Below are 17,616 nucleotides of genomic sequence, written 5' to 3' on the forward strand. Positions count from 1 at the left end.
TTTTGAATACACGAAGCTTGGAAACCCCTATAAACAGGCGATTTCTTTTTTCTTAAATTAGTTCATAACCCGGAGGTTTAAGAGTATAAAATTTAATTTAAATTATTTATCTGGCTGTCAATTCTAAAGCAACGTTCTTTTCCTAAATATAATGGATTGCCATGCTTTTCTGACCAAAATCCATCAAGAATATCTTTAGTAATACATTTGTAAACTACCACTCCTTTTAAGACTTCATTAGATTCGCCTTTATAATTAAAATTTATAACTAAAATATTATCATGAAAAAAGCCTTTACCAAATTGCTTCTGGTTATTATTAATAAGCCATTTAGCTAAAACTCTATTATTATCATCTAATGATAATTCTAAAGTTCCTTTATAAGTGGCTTCTTTTTGGTCTTGATTTGTACCAATAATATTATACTTACCAGGTAAATTATGTAGTTGCATAGAAACTTCTATTTATAATGTAGTTTCTCTCAATTCTAAAGTTGTTTTTATTATACTAGTCGTTGGTTTAATTTTAGTATTACTATTTATAATTTCTATTACTTTTTTAACAGATGCTGCACCTAATAACTCTGGATTTTGCTCTATTGTAGATAGTTTAGGATTTGTGAATTTTAATACGTTATTACTTGAAAAGCCAATTAAAGATAAATCTTTAGGGATACTTATATTTAATTTTAAAGCTTTATTTAATATAATTACACCAGACGTATTATCTATAGCAATTATACCGTCTACCTTATTTTTATTAGCCTTTATAAAATCTTCAATTTCTTGCTCTTGATTATCTGGATTTTTTATATTTAATATTATTGGTTCTTGTTGAGTTTCTTTTAAGGCTTCATTGTAACCATTAATTCTTAAATTAGCTACATTTAAACCACTAATATTACTTACTAAGGCTATACTAGTTCTTCCTTCCCCAATTAAATGTTTTGTTGCATTATAAGTTGCCTCATAATCATCTGCAATTATTTTATTACAATTTATAACATCAAAAAATCTATCGAAAATTACTAAGGGATATTTTTGATTTATAATATTGTTAAAATGAGATTTATCTTTTTTAACTTGGGTTTCTTCTGCTACAGAAAGAATAAAACCATCCACACTTCCGTTTGAAAGTAAATCGAGTGTCTTTTTTTCTTTTTCAATAGATTCATTACTTAAACATGTAATAATATTATAACCTTGTTTGGTAGCTTCTTCTTCAATACCTAGCAATGCTTTTGCAAAAAAATAATTTAAAATATTAGGAATGATTACACCAATGGTTTTTGTGCTACGTTTTTTTAAATTTAATGCACTTTGATTAGGTCTATAATTATATTTTTCTGCTATACTTTTAACTTTTGCAATTGTTACATCGCTAATTTCCGGACTGTCGTGTAATGCTTTAGATACAGTTGACACAGATACTTGTAATTCTTCAGCTATCTTTTTTAAAGTTATCATTATTACTAGGTTTAAAATGAAAAAGTGCGCTATAAAACATTTAGCGCACTTAATATTCTATAGATAATTACAAAGTAAAACTATTTTCGTATAAGTTTAACAGTTTTAGTACCTAGACTTGTTGTTATTTTAGCAAAATACAATCCTGTTTGTAGGTTATTAGCATTTATTCTTACTGTTTTTGCATTAGCTGTTACAATACTAACTTGTTTTCCTAATACATTATAAAGTTTAATATTAGTAATAGGCTTTGTTGCTGTTACGGTCCAATTATTTAATGTTGGGTTTGGAAATACTGTAAAGTTATTTGCATTAAATGTTTCTAAACTTAAAACTGAAGGTTGAATTACTACACTACCTAAAGCCGTTTCATTAGAAGGGTTAGCATTTACACCTCTAACTGTAAAACCATATTGAATATTAGCCGCTGCAGGTTGTGTATTATTATAACTAACAGAAAAATCTGTACCAACAGATAATGGAGAAGTTATTTCTTCTAACAAACCAAAACCAGCATCAAAGATTCTAATAAAAGCATATTCGTTATACATAGGACTTAATGTATTGGATGCTACATTTCCTGTAAATGTAAATGATTCTCCAACTAATGAATTATCTTGAATTACAGTACTAGCTTCCATTTCCTTATTTCCTAAAAGTGTTGTTTGATCTACCCAAAAAGGATCTAATGGATTGTCTAGATAAGTATTAAAATTTGGTTGTAAAGTTATTGTATTTGCACCAGTGTCTAATACCGTTTTTAAATCTAAAACTCCCCAGCCACTACCAAAAACATATGCTCCTCCATTTGTAGGAGTTTCGAAAACATTCATAAATCCTCCCCAAGCAGCATTAGCATCTACATTTATAACACCATTAAATGGTTCTGTTGCTTCTGAAATTTTATTTGCTCCCCAAGTAATATTATCTACTAAAAGTTCTACATCTTCTGCTGTATCTGCTCCTCCACAGGTAAAATCTATAAATATTGCTATTTGTTCAATATTTAAATTTTCTGCGCTTATTGCACCGCCAGATATATCCCATGTTAAAGTTTCCCACGTATTAGCTGCAGATACTTGACCTTGTGCGTCTGTAATTTCAAAAACAGTACCATTTGTAGCATTTGCAAATTTCACACCTACAACACCATTAGTACTGCTTCTATTTACATCCATACTTAAAGTTAAATTACTTGATACAGTAGCATCTAGCTCCCAAGAACCAAGAGTTCCATTAAAATTTGTAGCTCCGGCATAACATGGTGCTGCTCCTACCATATTTAGTTTTAAAACTTTTGTTGTAGCACTAGTATTTACTCCATTAGGCATAGGATTATCTATAATTTCGAAAGATGGTGCTGGTGGATCGAAAGTAGTCCAAGCATTAATATCGCCGTCTGGATCTGAAGGTTCGAATCCTAAAGTATAAACTTGCTGCTGTGAGTATCCTAAAAACATAGTTAATAGAATAGTTAAAAAAGTAATTTTTTTCATAATAAAAGGTATTAATTAATTATTTGAGCTTGACTACTCTTACGTAATCAATAATAAACTCTTGAGGGAATATAGAGTTATCTATTTCTGGCCCACCAAAATTTCCTCCTATTGCTAAATTTAAAATGATATAAAACGGTTTGTTAAAAGGCCAGGTTTTATCATTTTTTTCTTTTGGAGCAAACACATAAACCTCTTTATCGTCTATAAAAAAAGTGATATCGTTTTTTGTCCAATTTATTTTATAAGTATGAAAACCATTTTCTATGTTTTCAATTGTAGTAATTTTTGTGTTTTTTGAGTTCCCAAAACTATCTGGAGTATGAAGAGTTGTGTGAATTTTATGTGGTGCTTTACCAACATATTCCATTATATCTATTTCTCCGCAAGCTGGCCATGTTTTAGAGTCTATATCACTTCCTAACATCCATATTGCTGGCCACAACCCTTTACCTTGTGGTAGTTTAGCTCTTACTTCTACACTACCATATTGAAATTCTATTTTATTTTTTGTTGTAAGTTTTGATGCGTAATAATTACTATCGTTTTTAGTGGCTTTTATTACTAGTTTTCCATTTTTTATTGAAGCATTCTGTTTCGTATAAAATTGCTTCTCATTATTTCCCCAACCGCAAAGGTTAGGACATCCGTTTCCTAGTTCGAAATTCCAATATTTTAAATTTATTTCGTTTGATTCAAAATTGTCTTCAAAAATTACTTGATTTTCATTTTTACATGAAAAAAAAATTAATACTAAAATGAAGACAGCATTTTTCATTTTACAATTTCAAATTTTGATTCTAGAACTGTGTTAGAACTGCCTCCTGCAAATACTTTAAAATCTCCAGGTTCTACAATATATATTCCTTGATTATTATAAAAACCTAACTCTTTATCTGTTAATGTGAATGTTATATTTTTAGATTCTCCTGGTTCTAACTCAACTAATTGAAAGCCTTTTAATTCTTTCACTGGCCTTGTAACACTTGCATAAGTATCTTGAATATATAACTGTACAACTTCCTTTCCTTTTAAAGTTCCTGTATTGGTTAACTTTATTAAAACTTCAACATTTCCCGAAGTTGAATAGCTGTTTTGTACAGATATAGTTTCGTATTTAAAATTTGTATAGCTTAAACCATGTCCAAAAGGATATAACGGTGTATTTGCTTCGTCTTGATAATGTGACCAAAAAACTACATCTGGTGCTGGTAATGTGGGTCTGCCTGTGTTTTTATAATTATAATAAATTGGAACTTGCCCAACACTTCTAGGAAAAGACATTGGTAATTTTGCACTAGGATTATAGTCACCATACAAAATTTTTGCTATTGCGTTTCCACTTTGAGATCCTAATTGCCAAGCTTCTATTATTGATGGAATATGTTTATCTGCCCAATTAATAGCTAGTGGTCTTCCGTTATTTAGTACTAAAATAATATTTTTATTAACTTTATATACAGCCTCTAATAATTCTTGCTGCACTCCAGGCAACCCTAACTGAGTTCTACTTCTTCCTTCTCCACTTTGGTAACCATGTTCTCCTAAAACCATAATTACGGCGTCTTTATTTTTTGCTACATTAATTGCCTCTTCAAACCCAGATTTATCATTGTTATTAACTTCTATTTCTGTTGCAAATTCTTGCTTACCTATTGATACATCTGCTCCTTTTGCATAATAAATAGTGTTACCTTGATAGTTTTTCAAGCCTTCTAATACAGAAACAGCTGTACTATCTTTTGCTGCTATTCTCCAACTGCCTAAAGGACTAGTTTTATCGTTAGCAAGAGCACCTATAACTGCGATATTTTGGCCTTCTTTTTTTAGTGGCAATAAATTATTTTCATTTTTAAGTAATACAATAGATTTTGTAGCTATATCTAATGAGGCTTCGTGAAATTTTTGATGCCCAATTATTTCTTTTTCTCTTTGCTCATTAAGATATTTATAAGGATCATCAAACAAACCAAGTTCAAATTTTACTCTTAAAATTCGTCTAGCGGCATCTGTTATTAAAGCTTCTTCAACTTTACCTTCTTTAACTAACTTTGCTAATTCTTCTACATAGAGATAAGATTCCATATCCATATCTGAACCAGCTTTTACAGCAAGTTCTGCTGCATGCTTTCCATCTTTTGCATGTCCATGAGCAATCATCTCGGTTATTGATCCCCAATCTGATACAATAAAACCATTAAAATTCCATTGTCCTTTTAATACATCTCGTTGTAAGTATTTATCTCCAGTTGCAGGAATTCCATTTAATTCATTAAAGGAATTCATAAATGTTCTCACTCCTGCTTCTTTTGCGGCTTTAAATGGAGGTAAAATAACATTGTTTAATGTTGAGGTACCTACATCTGCAGTATTATAATCTCGTCCAGATTCTGCAAATCCATAAGCTGCAAAATGTTTTGCACATGCAGCTAAAGATTTATAGCTAGATAAATCTTCTCCTTGAAAACCTTGAACTCTTGCTACTGCTATTTTACTTCCTAAATAAGTATCTTCACCTGCTCCTTCCATAACTCTTCCCCATCTAGCATCACGAGAAACATCTACCATTGGAGCAAATGTCCAGTTTATACCTGCGGCTGCAGCTTCTTCTGCTGCCATTGCTGCAGATTTTTTTATAGCTTCTAAATCCCAACTTGCAGATTCTGCTAGAGGAATTGGACTTAAAGTTTCGTATCCATGAATAACATCAAAACCAATAATTAATGGAATACCTAAACGGGTTTCTTCGACTGCTATTTTTTGCACAGACATTACTTCTTTTACACCACGAACATTAAGCATAGAGCCAACATAACCTTTTCTTAAATGTTCGTACTTTTTAGCAGCAGCTCCTTCTTTGGGTTTTGGTCCTGTTAAATCCCAAAACCCGTTGTATTGATTCATTTGACCTATCTTTTCTTCTAAGGTCATTTTGTTTAATAGGTTGTTTACTTTATTTTCAATGTCATTAGACAGCCTGTTTTTATCTTCATTTACCGCTAATACATTATTGTTGTTTTCTTTACAAGTAAACAAACAAATAATAAAAGTATAGACTAATATTTTTATAATATATCTCATTATTGGTATACTCTTATATAATCAATTTCCATTGTAGATTCTGTAAAATCTGGATCTATTGGTCCGCCAAAATTACCACCCATTGCAACATTAAGTATTAGGAAAAACTCATGATTAAAAGGTACAGCACTACTGTTATTGAACGTATGAAATTGTGTGCCATCAACAAAAAAGTTAATAGTATTTGCATCCCATTCTACCGAGTAAACATGAAACTCTGATGATGCTGTTGGTACGGTAGTACTACCTGTGTTTGCATTACCACCAAAATTACCTGGATAATGTAATGAACTAAATATAGTATTTTGATTATTTCCAACATGTTCCATTATATCTATTTCACCAATATCTGGCCATTGGTCTGCTTCGCTCATATCACCAAGCATCCATATAGCAGGCCAGGTACCAGCACCTTCTGGTAGTTTGGCTCTAACTTCTACTTTACCATATTGAAATTCAAAACGTCCTTGCGAAATCATTCTTGCAGAAGTATAATCACTTCCCATAAATGATTCTGCTCTTGCTGTTATTTTTAATATTCCGTTTTCTACAACAACATTTTCTGGACGGTTAGTATAATATTGCGATTCGTTATTTCCCCAACCATTATCTCCTGTTCCTTCTTCTAATTGCCAATTATAATTACATGGTGCACCATCTACATTAAATTCTTCTTCCCAAACCAAAACATTATTATTTGCTGGTATATCATCACCCGTGTCACCATAGCAACCACTCGATACAAATTTGTGATACCAGGCTAAAACAGGGTTTAAACCATCTATTGTTCTTACATATAAGTAATCGTCTGTTATTTCTAAAATTTCGTAAGAAGATGAACTTACATAATATCCCATAAATGCATCATCTGAAAAATTTAAAACTGTTCCTCTTGGCATAAATGCTGGATCTGCAACTGTAGAATAATCTGTAGTTGATGGTGCTAAAGACACATTACTAATTCCTGATGTATCAAACTCAAAGCAAGCATCTTGACCTTCTTCCATACCTACAGCACTAAGTTGATGCGCTGCATTAATAAAAGTTCTACCTTTATTATTTAACTTGTATGTTAATTGGTTATTTGAATCTTGCGAAAAAATTAACTCGTCGTTACATAAACAATCGCTAATTCCATCACTACATTTCTCAAACGGTGTTGCAGCATAAAATCCTGGGAAATAAAAAGCATCTGGAGCAATATCTATAGTACCGCCAACTCCTAAATGTCCTGGCTGTGATCCTGCCAAATACCATACCTTAGATGATGATTCTCCGCCAGATAATAAGTCTTTTGCTTCTTGATCATTAAAATCACTTTTTACATCTAAGTTTAAAGCTGTACTTGTTTTTAATCCACCTAATCCAGATGCCGACACTGTTACATTATAGGTGTTAATTCCTGTTTGAGTGAATTGATGAGTTATTTCTCCAGAAGTTGTAGCTTCAACACTAGTACCGTCTCCAAAATTAAATTGATAGGTGATTGCATTATCTGCATTAGCAATAAAACTTACAATACCTGTTCCATCTCCATTTGGATTAGCAGCATCAACTCCCTGAATTTCAAAATCTAAGATTAGGTTTGTTGGTGCTACTACATTTCCAAATTTTTGATCTTCATCTTGGCAGTTAAAAAAGGTTACTACTGCCACAAGTAACAGACTAATTTTATATATATTTTTCATTTTAATCATAGCATTTATTATTAATTAGTCAATGTATATTCATCAAAATAGTATACAGAGTCATCTCCTGCTTCACCAAAATCGAAGAATATTACAACACGATCATAATTAAAATCTTGAGCTGCACTCATATCGAAAACCAATTCTTCCCATTGATTAACTACTGTAGTATTCATATCTGTTTCGAAAAATTCGCCACTATTAGCGCTATTTTCTAGCTTTAATCTTATTACTGCACCTAACTTTGGTGACCATGATTTTAAACTAATTTTAGTGTAAGTATTTAAATCTAAAGGTGATGCGGTATCAAAAAAAGTACCTGCCCAAACTTCTGAGCCTCCTGTTTTTGTTAGTTGAGCAACATTAGCTGTGGTATTTACACCAGACATATCTGGATTTGTAATTACCTGTGTATCTGCTATATTACCAAATACAGTAAATGCTGGTGCTGAACCTTCAAAATCTTGAAATACTAATGGTGTTGAACCAGAACTAGATTGAGATACTAAATTAATTTCATCGAAATAATAAACACTATCATCCCCGCTTACTCCAAAGTCGAAGAATAGAACAATTCTATCATAATTAAATGCTGGTGCACTACTTAAATCGTAAACTAATTCTTCCCAAGAGTTTGTTACAGTTGTATTCATGTCTACTTCAAAAAACTGAGAATTATCTGCACTATTTTCTAGTTTTAATCTTACTACTGCTGCAAGCTTTGGTGACCAAGTTTTAATACTTAATTGTGTACAAGAAGATAAATTTAATGGAGCTGCTAAATCGAAAAATGAACCAGCCCAAACTTCTGATCCTCCAGTTTTTGTAAACTGCGCTGCATTAGTTGTAGTATTCTCTCCAGACATATCTGGATTCATTACGACTTGAGTATCTGCAATATTTCCAAATGATGTAAATACTGGTGCCACGCCTTCAAAATCTTCTATAGATGCACATGTATTTCCTCCTGCAGAAGGTAATTTATAAAAGTAAACGTTATCTATAAAAAAGTCGAAAGTCCCTGTTGGTAGACCTGAAAAAATTAATTGTTGTATTGAATTTGTAGCATTCATACCTCCTGCAATAAAATCTGCCATAGGAATATCTAAAGAAACCCATTCACCTTGAGTTATCCCATCGAAGCTAATTTCGGCTTCTGTAGCGGTACCTCCTAAGTCTACTAATTTTACTCTAAAAGTTTCTGCATTATTAGTCCAAACATCTAAATGGAAAAATTCCATATTAGTAGCATCTACTGCATCTGCTCCATAAAATTCTACTCCAACAAAATCTGCATCAACATAAGATTTTACATCGTCACCATCAATTTGTATATCTGTTAATGTACTTGTACTCCAATCTGATTGCCATGAACTTACATTAACATCTGTTGTATAGGCGTTACTAAACATAGAAATTTTATCTGCATCTTCTCGACTTGGTGGAGTTGGTGCTGCAGTTAATGGTTGTGAAATTTCTGTAACAACGAACTCTTCAGTATATACTGCTGTTTCTGTAGCTGCACTAAATGCTGTTACTGTTATAGTATAAGTTCCTATTTCTTGATAAAGAAATGATACGGTTTCATCTATATTAGCCATTACTGGAGAAGCATCCATTTCTCCAAAATCTACTTCAAAAGACATTGCAAAATCTGCACTAGCAGTTACATTAACTTGTTTAGATATAGAAGCATCATTTTCTATGGTTACCATTAAGTTTTCTGGCGCTTGAAACGAGACTATTATTTCTTGAGATACCGTTGTAGTTTTTCCATTTATTCCACTAGCCGATATAGCTATGGTATAAGTCCCTTCGCTATATATATGTTGCGTGCTTTCTCCTGGTTGTAGTTCTCCTGAGTTTTCTCCAGAATTATCTCCATATGCTACCCTAAAACTAGCAACACTTTCTCCTAAAGGTGTAATAGTAACTAATCCTGAATTGTCTTGTGCTACAGTTACTAAAGCCGAAACATTTGTTGGTGCAGGTAATGCATTTACATCTGGTAAATCATCGTCTTGTACACAACTAATTACAAATGTGACTAGTAATATTAAACTGAATATGTTTTTAATTGTTTTCATAGTTTCAATTTTTATAATTTCTATTTTTTAATACCCTGGATTTTGAGACCAACGGTTTCCTGTTAATTCTATTTCGATTGATGGTATTGGAAACACTTCATTTTTACCTGAAATAAAACCATCTATTTGTGATGATGCACGACCTGTTCTAACTAAATCGAAAAAATGATGACCTTCGCCAACTAATTCTACTCTACGTTCGTGATAAATTGCTGTAGTAAGTGCTGCACCTGTTGCAGAAATATTATTATCTGTATTACCAAAAGCTCTTTCTCTTACTCTATTTAAATAAATTAGAGCTTGAGAATCGCTTATATTACCTCTGTTATTTGCTTCGGCTGCCATTAGTAAAACGTCTGCAAAACGAATAGATCTATAATTATTAGGATTTGTTAGGTTTGCATCTCCAATATTTGAATCTCCTTGACGAGCAATGTATTTTCTATTAAAATATCCTGTATGTTCGTTTCCTGTTCCAAATGTTGCTCCAGTTGTTGTTGCCCAGGCATCTATATCTAATATTGCTACATCACGTCTTAAGTCACCTGTTTCAAATGCATTAAAAGCTTCTTGAGTTGGTACATTAAAACTAAATCCAGAATCGAATAATGGTCCAGAATAGTTTCTTATACCATTAAAACCAACAGCTACATTACCTTCACTACATTGTAAACATCCAAATCCTGCACCTTCTAAATCTGAGTATTGTACTTCGAATACAGACTCAATATTGTTTTCGTTATCGTTTTCAAAAAGTGTATTATAATCTGTCACTAAATCGTATGGTCCTGTTTCTATTAAAGTGCCTAAAACATTAGCAGCTTCTGTAAATTTATCTTGATATAAGTATATTTTACCTAAAAGTGCTTGAGCTGCACCTTTTGTTACTCTACCAACTTCATCTTGAACAACTGGTAAATTATCTATTGCAGATAACAAATCAATTTCTAATTGTGCATAAATTTGATTTTTAGGTGTTCTATCTACATTAAATTGAGTGCCAAATAAAATTCTTTCATCAATTACTAAAGGTACATCACCAAACCATTTTACTAATTCGAAATAATAATAAGCTCTTAAGAACTTGGCTTGAGCTAAGACATTTTCTTTTCCATTAAAATCTATTTTATCTTTAAATTCTAATATATAATTAGCTCTATTTACACCAGAAAACATCCAGCCCCAAATGTCACGAAGTTGTGCATTATTTGGTGTGTGAATCATATCATCTACTTGTTGTATTCCTGGAACATCATTTGCATTTTCTCCACCTGCTAATGTGTTGTTTGATGCTATTTCACCTAACAAAACATTCATGTATGTAGATTGCAACATATCGTATGCTCCAATTAATGCGTTTTGATAATCTTCTTCAGAGTTGAAATAATCTTCTGAATTTTGATTTTGAGAATTTACATCTACAAAATCGTCGCTACAAGAAATAGCAAATAAAGCAGCTAAAATTAATAGACTTGTATATTTTAAATTTTTCATTTTATTCTTAGCTTAAAATTTTACGTTTGTTCCTAATAAAAATGTTCTTGGGTTTGGATAGAAACCTGGATCTATACCACCACCAATTGGCGCACCATTAGATGCTGTTGGATCAAAACCTCTATACTCTGTAAGTGTAAAAACGTTACTTGCAGAAACATAAACTCTAATATTTTTTAATCCTATATTTTCTAATTTTTCTTTATTAAATGTATAACCCAATTGCATATTTTGAGCTCTAACAAAAGAGCCATCTTCTACAAAATAATCTGAAAACACACCATTTGCAGTAGCGCCGGTTGTTACTCTAGGATCTGAATTTGTTGTTCCTGGACCTGTCCATCTATTTAAAGCATAGGTGGTTTTATTAGTAACCGGATCGTTTCTATCATAATTTCTAACAATATCGTTACCAATAGAAGCAAATAAATACGTTTGAAAATCGAAATTTTTATAATCTAATTGAAGATTTAAGCCCATAGTCACATCTGGAATTGGACTACCTATATAAGTGCGATCATCCTCATTTAAAACTCCATCGCCATTAGCATCAACAAATCTAATATCTCCTGGTTGGGCATTTGCTCCTAATGCTAATTGTGAAGGATGTGCATCAACTTCGGCTTGATTTTGAAAAATACCATTTGTTTGAAGTCCATAAAATACACCTATTGGTTGTCCTACTTCCATTCTTGATGGTGGATTTGCTTGACCAATACCAAAAGAGCCACCAACTTCATAACCAACACCGTTATTAACTTCTAATACTTCATTTTTTAGAGTTGTAAAATTATAACTTACATTAAATTTTAAATCTTTGGTAATATTATCATTATATCCAATTTGGAATTCAAAACCACTATTTTGAACAGTTCCTGCATTTGCTACAGGATTTGCTGCTCCTGGTGCACTATTACCTAAAATTCTTGAAGATTCTACTACTAGTAATAAGTTTTCGGTTTTTCTATTAAAAATATCTGCAGTAATATTTATTTTATTATTAAATAATCGTGTTTCAATACCAAAATCGAATGTTTTTTGTTCTTCCCATTGTATTTCTGGGTTTGAAATTCGTCCTATAGCTGTACCGTATTGTAATTCGTCATCAAATACATAAACACCTTCGCCATCTAAAAGCGACTCAAAAGCAAATGCTGGAATTCTATCGTTTCCTAATATACCGTATGATCCTCTAAATTTTAAAAAGTCTATAGTATTACTGTCTTGAAGAAATGTTTCATCTGATGCTACCCAACCTATTGATGTAGATGGAAACCAGCCAAATTTATTTTTTGGTCCGAAAGCAGTTGACCCATCACGTCTTAAAACTGCTGAGAGTAAGTATTTACCTTTAAAATTATATTGTAATCTTCCAAAATAAGATAGTAATCTAGAATCGAAAATTCTATTACTTACATTAATAAAATTATTAGTAATTATCTCGGCATCATCTACACTAGCATTAGATATGTTTGTGGCCATTACATTAACTCCAGTTCTACCATAAGCATCTCCTGTTGTTTTAAATACAGATGTACCAATAGTTGCTTTAACATTATGTATGTCTTTAAAGCTTTTATCGAAATTTACAAAAGCATCAAATGTGTAGTCTCTAAAATAATTTTCACTATCTGTTACTACGCTTACGTCGCGGTCGAATACTGTACTAGGTCCTACATTTCCAAAGTCTGCTATTGGAAAAAAGCCTTTACTTCTTACTTCAGAATAGTTCCATTGATAATTTACTTCTGCTGAGAAGTGATTTAAAAACTTATAATTTAAACCCAAAACGCCACTAAGTTTATCGACCTTTGTTCTATTGTTTATAGATTCGATTTGAGCTAAAGGGTTTATTACCTCTATTGGGTAATTTTCTGCTCGTGTAAAGCTACCATTACTCTGCCTAACTGTTAAAGTTGGGTCTATATTTACGGCGTTAAATAATACTGAACCTAATCCATTTTCTGGTAGAGATTTTCTAACAGTTCCTGTATAGATTAAACTACTTTTTAATTTTAAATTTTTTAATATATCTGTACCAAAATTTAATCTTGAAGTATAACGTGTAAAGTTTGCTTTACTACCTCCAACTATACCATCTTGTGTTAATAAAGACGCTCCAAAAGAATAGGTAGATTTTTCTGTACCACCACTAATATTAATGTTATTATTAAATATTGGTGCAGTTTCAAACACTTCATCTTGCCAATCTGTACCACGACCTAAACCACCTGCATTTGGAAATGGTAATGGATCTGCATTTGCTGAAGCTGCTTCATTTCTAAGTAACGCATATTGTGTTGCATTTAATAATGGTAATTGTCTTGTTGTTTGTTGAAAACCAGCATATGCATCGTATACAAATTGTAAAGGTGTTGCTTTTTTTCCTGTTTTAGTTGTTATTAATATAACACCGTTTGCAGCTCTAACACCGTATATTCCTGCTGTTGCATCTTTTAAAACTGTTATATTTTCTATATCTCCAGGATTTACTACACTTAAATCTTCTATTACATTACCATCTACTAAAATTAAAGGTCTATTATCTCCATTTGTTGATATACCACGAATTCTAATATCTGACGCGCTACCTGGAGCACCAGATTGAGATGTTATATTTACACCGGCAACTTGACCTTGTAAAGCTTGCTCTATTCTTGTTGGCTTTAAATTTTCTATAGTTTCAGAATTTACTAAAGAAACAGCACCTGTTATCTCTTTTTTCTTTTGTGTACCATAACCTACTAAAACAACTTCATCTAATTTAGCTGCATCTTCACTTAATAAAATATTAAGTTTATTAGCATTTAATACTTTAACTTCTTTAGTTGAATACCCAACATAACTTACGACAAGTGTAGAACCTGTTTGAACATTATTTATTGAAAAGTTACCATCAAAATCTGATACTACACCTTTATTAGTATTTTTTACTAAAATGTTTACGCCTACTAGAGCCATATTATCTGATTGATCTAATATAGTACCAGAGATATCTATATTTTGTGCATTTAAAAAACAGCAAAATATTATGCTAAATAATGTAGTTAATTTTAACTTCATAGGAATTAATTTGTCTTATTCTCAAAATTAAGACACATAATTGATTATTTAACAAAATTTTAAGCTACAAAAAACATACATCATATTTTTTAAGGGCTAAAATTGTCAAATAATCATTGCAGAAGCTAATAATAGTAGGAAATACAACTTTATTTTAAAATTTAAAAAACCGTTATAGATTTATTACAAAAATGCTATGTTGTAGTGGTAATGTTTGGTTTTTTTAACAAGTTGTTGCATTGCTACAACTCTATAATATAGTTTGTTAAGCTTGTTTCTCGAGGTAACTCCATTTTTTTACGCAAACGATATCGTTTTACTTCTACACTTCGAGGTGAAATATTTAATAATGGAGCTATTTCTTTGGATGATAGATTTAACCTAAGATAAGCGCATAATTTTAAATCGTTAGGAGTTAAATTAGGATGTTTACTTTTTACTTTTTTCATAAAGCCTTTATCTGCATTATTAAAAGCTTCTTGAAATAATTTCCAGTCATCTGTATTGTTTATGTTTTTATCTATTATTTTAATAACTGGTGCTATATTATCTCCTAATGCTACGGCATTTAATTCTTTTTTAAGGTTATTTAAAAATTCATTCTTTTTAATTAGACTCATTGTAGAACTTGCTAACTCTTTATTTTTTGTTTCAATGTCTTTTTGAAGTTTCTCGTTTTGAAATTGCATAATTTGCTGTGCATTTTCTAATTCTTTACGTTCAAGTTCTCGTGTAGTTTTTTTCAATAATCTTTCTCTTTCACGTTTGTAGTAGCGATTATATAGTTTGTGAGTTAACAATATTAATAGCAACCCAATTATAATATAAATTGCAATAAATACAGAAGATAAATACCAAGGCTTTTCTATTTCAAAAGTATAACTAGAAATGTTTTTAGTTAAATTTTCTCCAATTTTTGCTCTTACATTAAAAATATATTCTCCTGGTGGTAAGTTTTTATATTGTGTTTTTGAATTTAAAGACCAATCGCTCCACATATTATATAAACCAACTAATTGATATTGATATTCAACATTTTGAAACTTATTAAATTTAGGAACACTGTACTCAAAACTTAAATTATTTTCGAAATTTTTTAAAATTTCTTTTTCTTCAATTTTTAATTTAGAAATTTTATTTTCTAAGGTGTTTACTTCAATAGAATTAATTGAAATATTATAAGTCTCTTTTTTAACATTCGTTAAATCTATTGTTAAGTAACCTGAAGACGAGCCAAAAAGATATTTAGAATCGTTTAATTTTAAAACATTTTCATAGCTAGGTACTCCTTTTCTAAGACTATTAGAGATTTGAATTTTTTTAATAGATGGAGTACTACTTAATGTTCCTGAGGTTATTACATTAATATTGTTTTTTGAAAAACTCCATAATTTTCCTGTAGAATCATCTACAATTAGTTTTCCAGACACATAGCTTTTAGAATTGTACGTTTTACTTAACAAACTATCTTTCTCAAAATTTTTAGAGGCACTATTATATTTAAAAACACCATTATTATAAGCATAATAAATCTTTTTATTGTATTTAAATAAGCTAGAGTGTATTCCTTTTAGTGTAGTATCTTTAGTAATTTGGCTTACTTTATTATAGTTGTTATTAATGGTAAGATTAAAGATGCCTTTGTATTCATGACTAACTAATATTTGATTAGGGTTTATAAATTCAAAAAAACGTGAGGAAATATCGAATCCTTCAATTTTATTTTTAAAACTCCATTTATTATTTATTTTTTCTAAAATATTTAAACCGTTATAGTTTCCTTGAATAATTTTATTTTGATTATTACCTAATGGTTTTATAGACCAAGTGCCTTGAACATTAGAAATTTTTTCTACTGTATTTTCTTTAACTATAAAAGTTCCTAAATTGTGTCCACAAAAAAGTTCATTATTAATTAAATTTAAACACCAAACTTGTCCTTTAGTACCCGAAATTAATTTAAAAGATTCGTTAGCATTTAAAGGTTTATAAAACAACCCTTGATTTGTACCTAAATAGAGCTTATTATTAAATATTGAAGAAGCGTAAACTGTACCTAATTTTCCTTTTACATCATTAAAAATTCTAATTGGAGAATCAATATCTATATTGCAAATACCATTGTCTAATGCTAACCAAATATTTGAATCTATATCCTCAAAAAGCGATAATACCGTATTATTTGTTAATCCATTTTCTTGAGCAACTTTCTCAATAAAATTTCCATTTTCATCTATAAAAATAACTCCATTTGATATGGTACCAATAGCATAATTTCCGTTTTTTAATTTTATACTACTGTAAACACTATAATTTTCTAGGTTTAAGTTTATTTTATTATTCCATGGCTTTAAAAGTGAATTATTATAAGTAAAAAAGCCGTTTTCTTGTGTTAAAAAGAGTAATCCACCTTGTGCTTTAAAAATTTTTACAACATTTTTATTTACTATATCAATATGATTTGTAAGTAAAACAGATTGACCATTTATAAGTTTATAAATTCCAGAATTTATTGCTTGATAATATATTGTATCATCAATTTGAAACATACCAGTAATTCTGGTTTTAGAATTAATTATTTTTAAAGTCTTATTTAAACTATCATACAAATAAATTCTATTTAAAGATCTAAATAAAATCCAATTATTAATGTTTAGAATTTGCCAAATTTGTTCATCTTCTACTAAAGGAATTTTTAATGTTTTTGATAGTGAAGTATATTCAAGTTTACCAAAACTATTTTTTTCCCAAAAACCAAATTCCATATAACATCCAGTGTAAATTTTATTACCAACAACTTCCACTGATCGCATTATTGTTTCATTAGGAGAATTATAAAGTTGCCATTTAGCACCATTAAATTCTAATAACCCTAAATTATTAGCTATATATATATACTTATTGTCTGATTGAGAAATATCCCAATTTTGATTTTCTGCATGATATTGTTGTGGTGTATATGTACTTATTGGCGGTTGTTCTTGCCCAAACAAAAAAGAAAAAAAATGGAAAAAGACTAGTAATAATAGGGTTTTTATAGAAAATAAATGTAATCTTTTCATAATAATGTATAAATGCAATATACAATTTTGTTGTATAACTGTATAGTTAGAAAAACAGCTATATAATAAAATATAAAAATATGATTTATTTTTTTTTATTTAAAAAACAACAAAATTAAAACTCCTTTAATTCGAATTTAAAACACTAAAAATCAATAGTTTAAAATATTAGTAGGAAT

General features: G+C 30.3%; 10 protein-coding genes. All 10 read right to left on the reverse strand.

Features of this window, described 5'->3' with window-relative positions; all coding sequences use genetic code 11:
• Nucleotides 1-92: 92 nt before the first annotated feature.
• Nucleotides 93-452 (reverse strand): hypothetical protein, encoded by a 360-nt coding sequence (locus BM549_RS02170; protein WP_290468760.1) that lies wholly within the window; start codon nt 450-452, stop codon nt 93-95.
• A gap of 12 nt (nt 453-464) precedes the next feature.
• Nucleotides 465-1,466, reverse strand: a complete 1,002-nt coding sequence (locus BM549_RS02175) for a LacI family DNA-binding transcriptional regulator (RefSeq protein ID WP_290468761.1) — start codon at nt 1,464-1,466, stop codon at nt 465-467.
• Nucleotides 1,467-1,546: 80 nt separating this feature from the next.
• Nucleotides 1,547-2,962, reverse strand: a complete 1,416-nt coding sequence (locus tag BM549_RS02180) for a T9SS type A sorting domain-containing protein (protein ID WP_290468762.1) — start codon at nt 2,960-2,962, stop codon at nt 1,547-1,549.
• 19 nt (nt 2,963-2,981) lie between these two features.
• Nucleotides 2,982-3,740 (reverse strand): glycoside hydrolase family 16 protein, encoded by a 759-nt coding sequence (locus BM549_RS02185; protein WP_290468763.1) that lies wholly within the window; start codon nt 3,738-3,740, stop codon nt 2,982-2,984.
• A complete protein-coding gene (gene bglX / locus BM549_RS02190) occupies nt 3,737-6,043 on the reverse strand; it encodes a beta-glucosidase BglX (RefSeq protein WP_290468764.1) in 2,307 nt (768 codons plus the stop codon). Before bglX ends, BM549_RS02185 begins: the two co-directional genes overlap by 4 nt.
• Nucleotides 6,043-7,731, reverse strand: a complete 1,689-nt coding sequence (locus tag BM549_RS02195; protein ID WP_290468765.1) for a family 16 glycosylhydrolase — start codon at nt 7,729-7,731, stop codon at nt 6,043-6,045. Before BM549_RS02195 ends, bglX begins: the two co-directional genes overlap by 1 nt.
• 20 nt (nt 7,732-7,751) lie before the next feature.
• A complete protein-coding gene (locus BM549_RS02200) occupies nt 7,752-9,818 on the reverse strand; it encodes a hypothetical protein (RefSeq protein WP_290468766.1) in 2,067 nt (688 codons plus the stop codon).
• Between the two features lie 27 nt (nt 9,819-9,845).
• A complete protein-coding gene (locus BM549_RS02205; RefSeq protein ID WP_290468767.1) occupies nt 9,846-11,312 on the reverse strand; it encodes a RagB/SusD family nutrient uptake outer membrane protein in 1,467 nt (488 codons plus the stop codon).
• A 12-nt stretch (nt 11,313-11,324) separates the two neighbouring features.
• Nucleotides 11,325-14,375 carry a TonB-dependent receptor gene (locus BM549_RS02210; protein WP_290468768.1) on the reverse strand — a complete coding sequence of 1,017 codons (3,051 nt, stop codon included), beginning with the start codon at nt 14,373-14,375 and terminating at the stop codon, nt 11,325-11,327.
• 242 nt (nt 14,376-14,617) lie between these two features.
• On the reverse strand, nt 14,618-17,437 hold the full coding sequence (locus tag BM549_RS02215) for a triple tyrosine motif-containing protein (RefSeq protein WP_290468769.1): 2,820 nt from the start codon (nt 17,435-17,437) through the stop codon (nt 14,618-14,620).
• Between the last annotated feature and the right edge of the window lie 179 nt (nt 17,438-17,616).

The sequence above is a fragment of the Lacinutrix sp. MedPE-SW genome (assembly GCF_001874145.1).
Taxonomy (GTDB): Bacteria; Bacteroidota; Bacteroidia; order Flavobacteriales; family Flavobacteriaceae; genus Lacinutrix.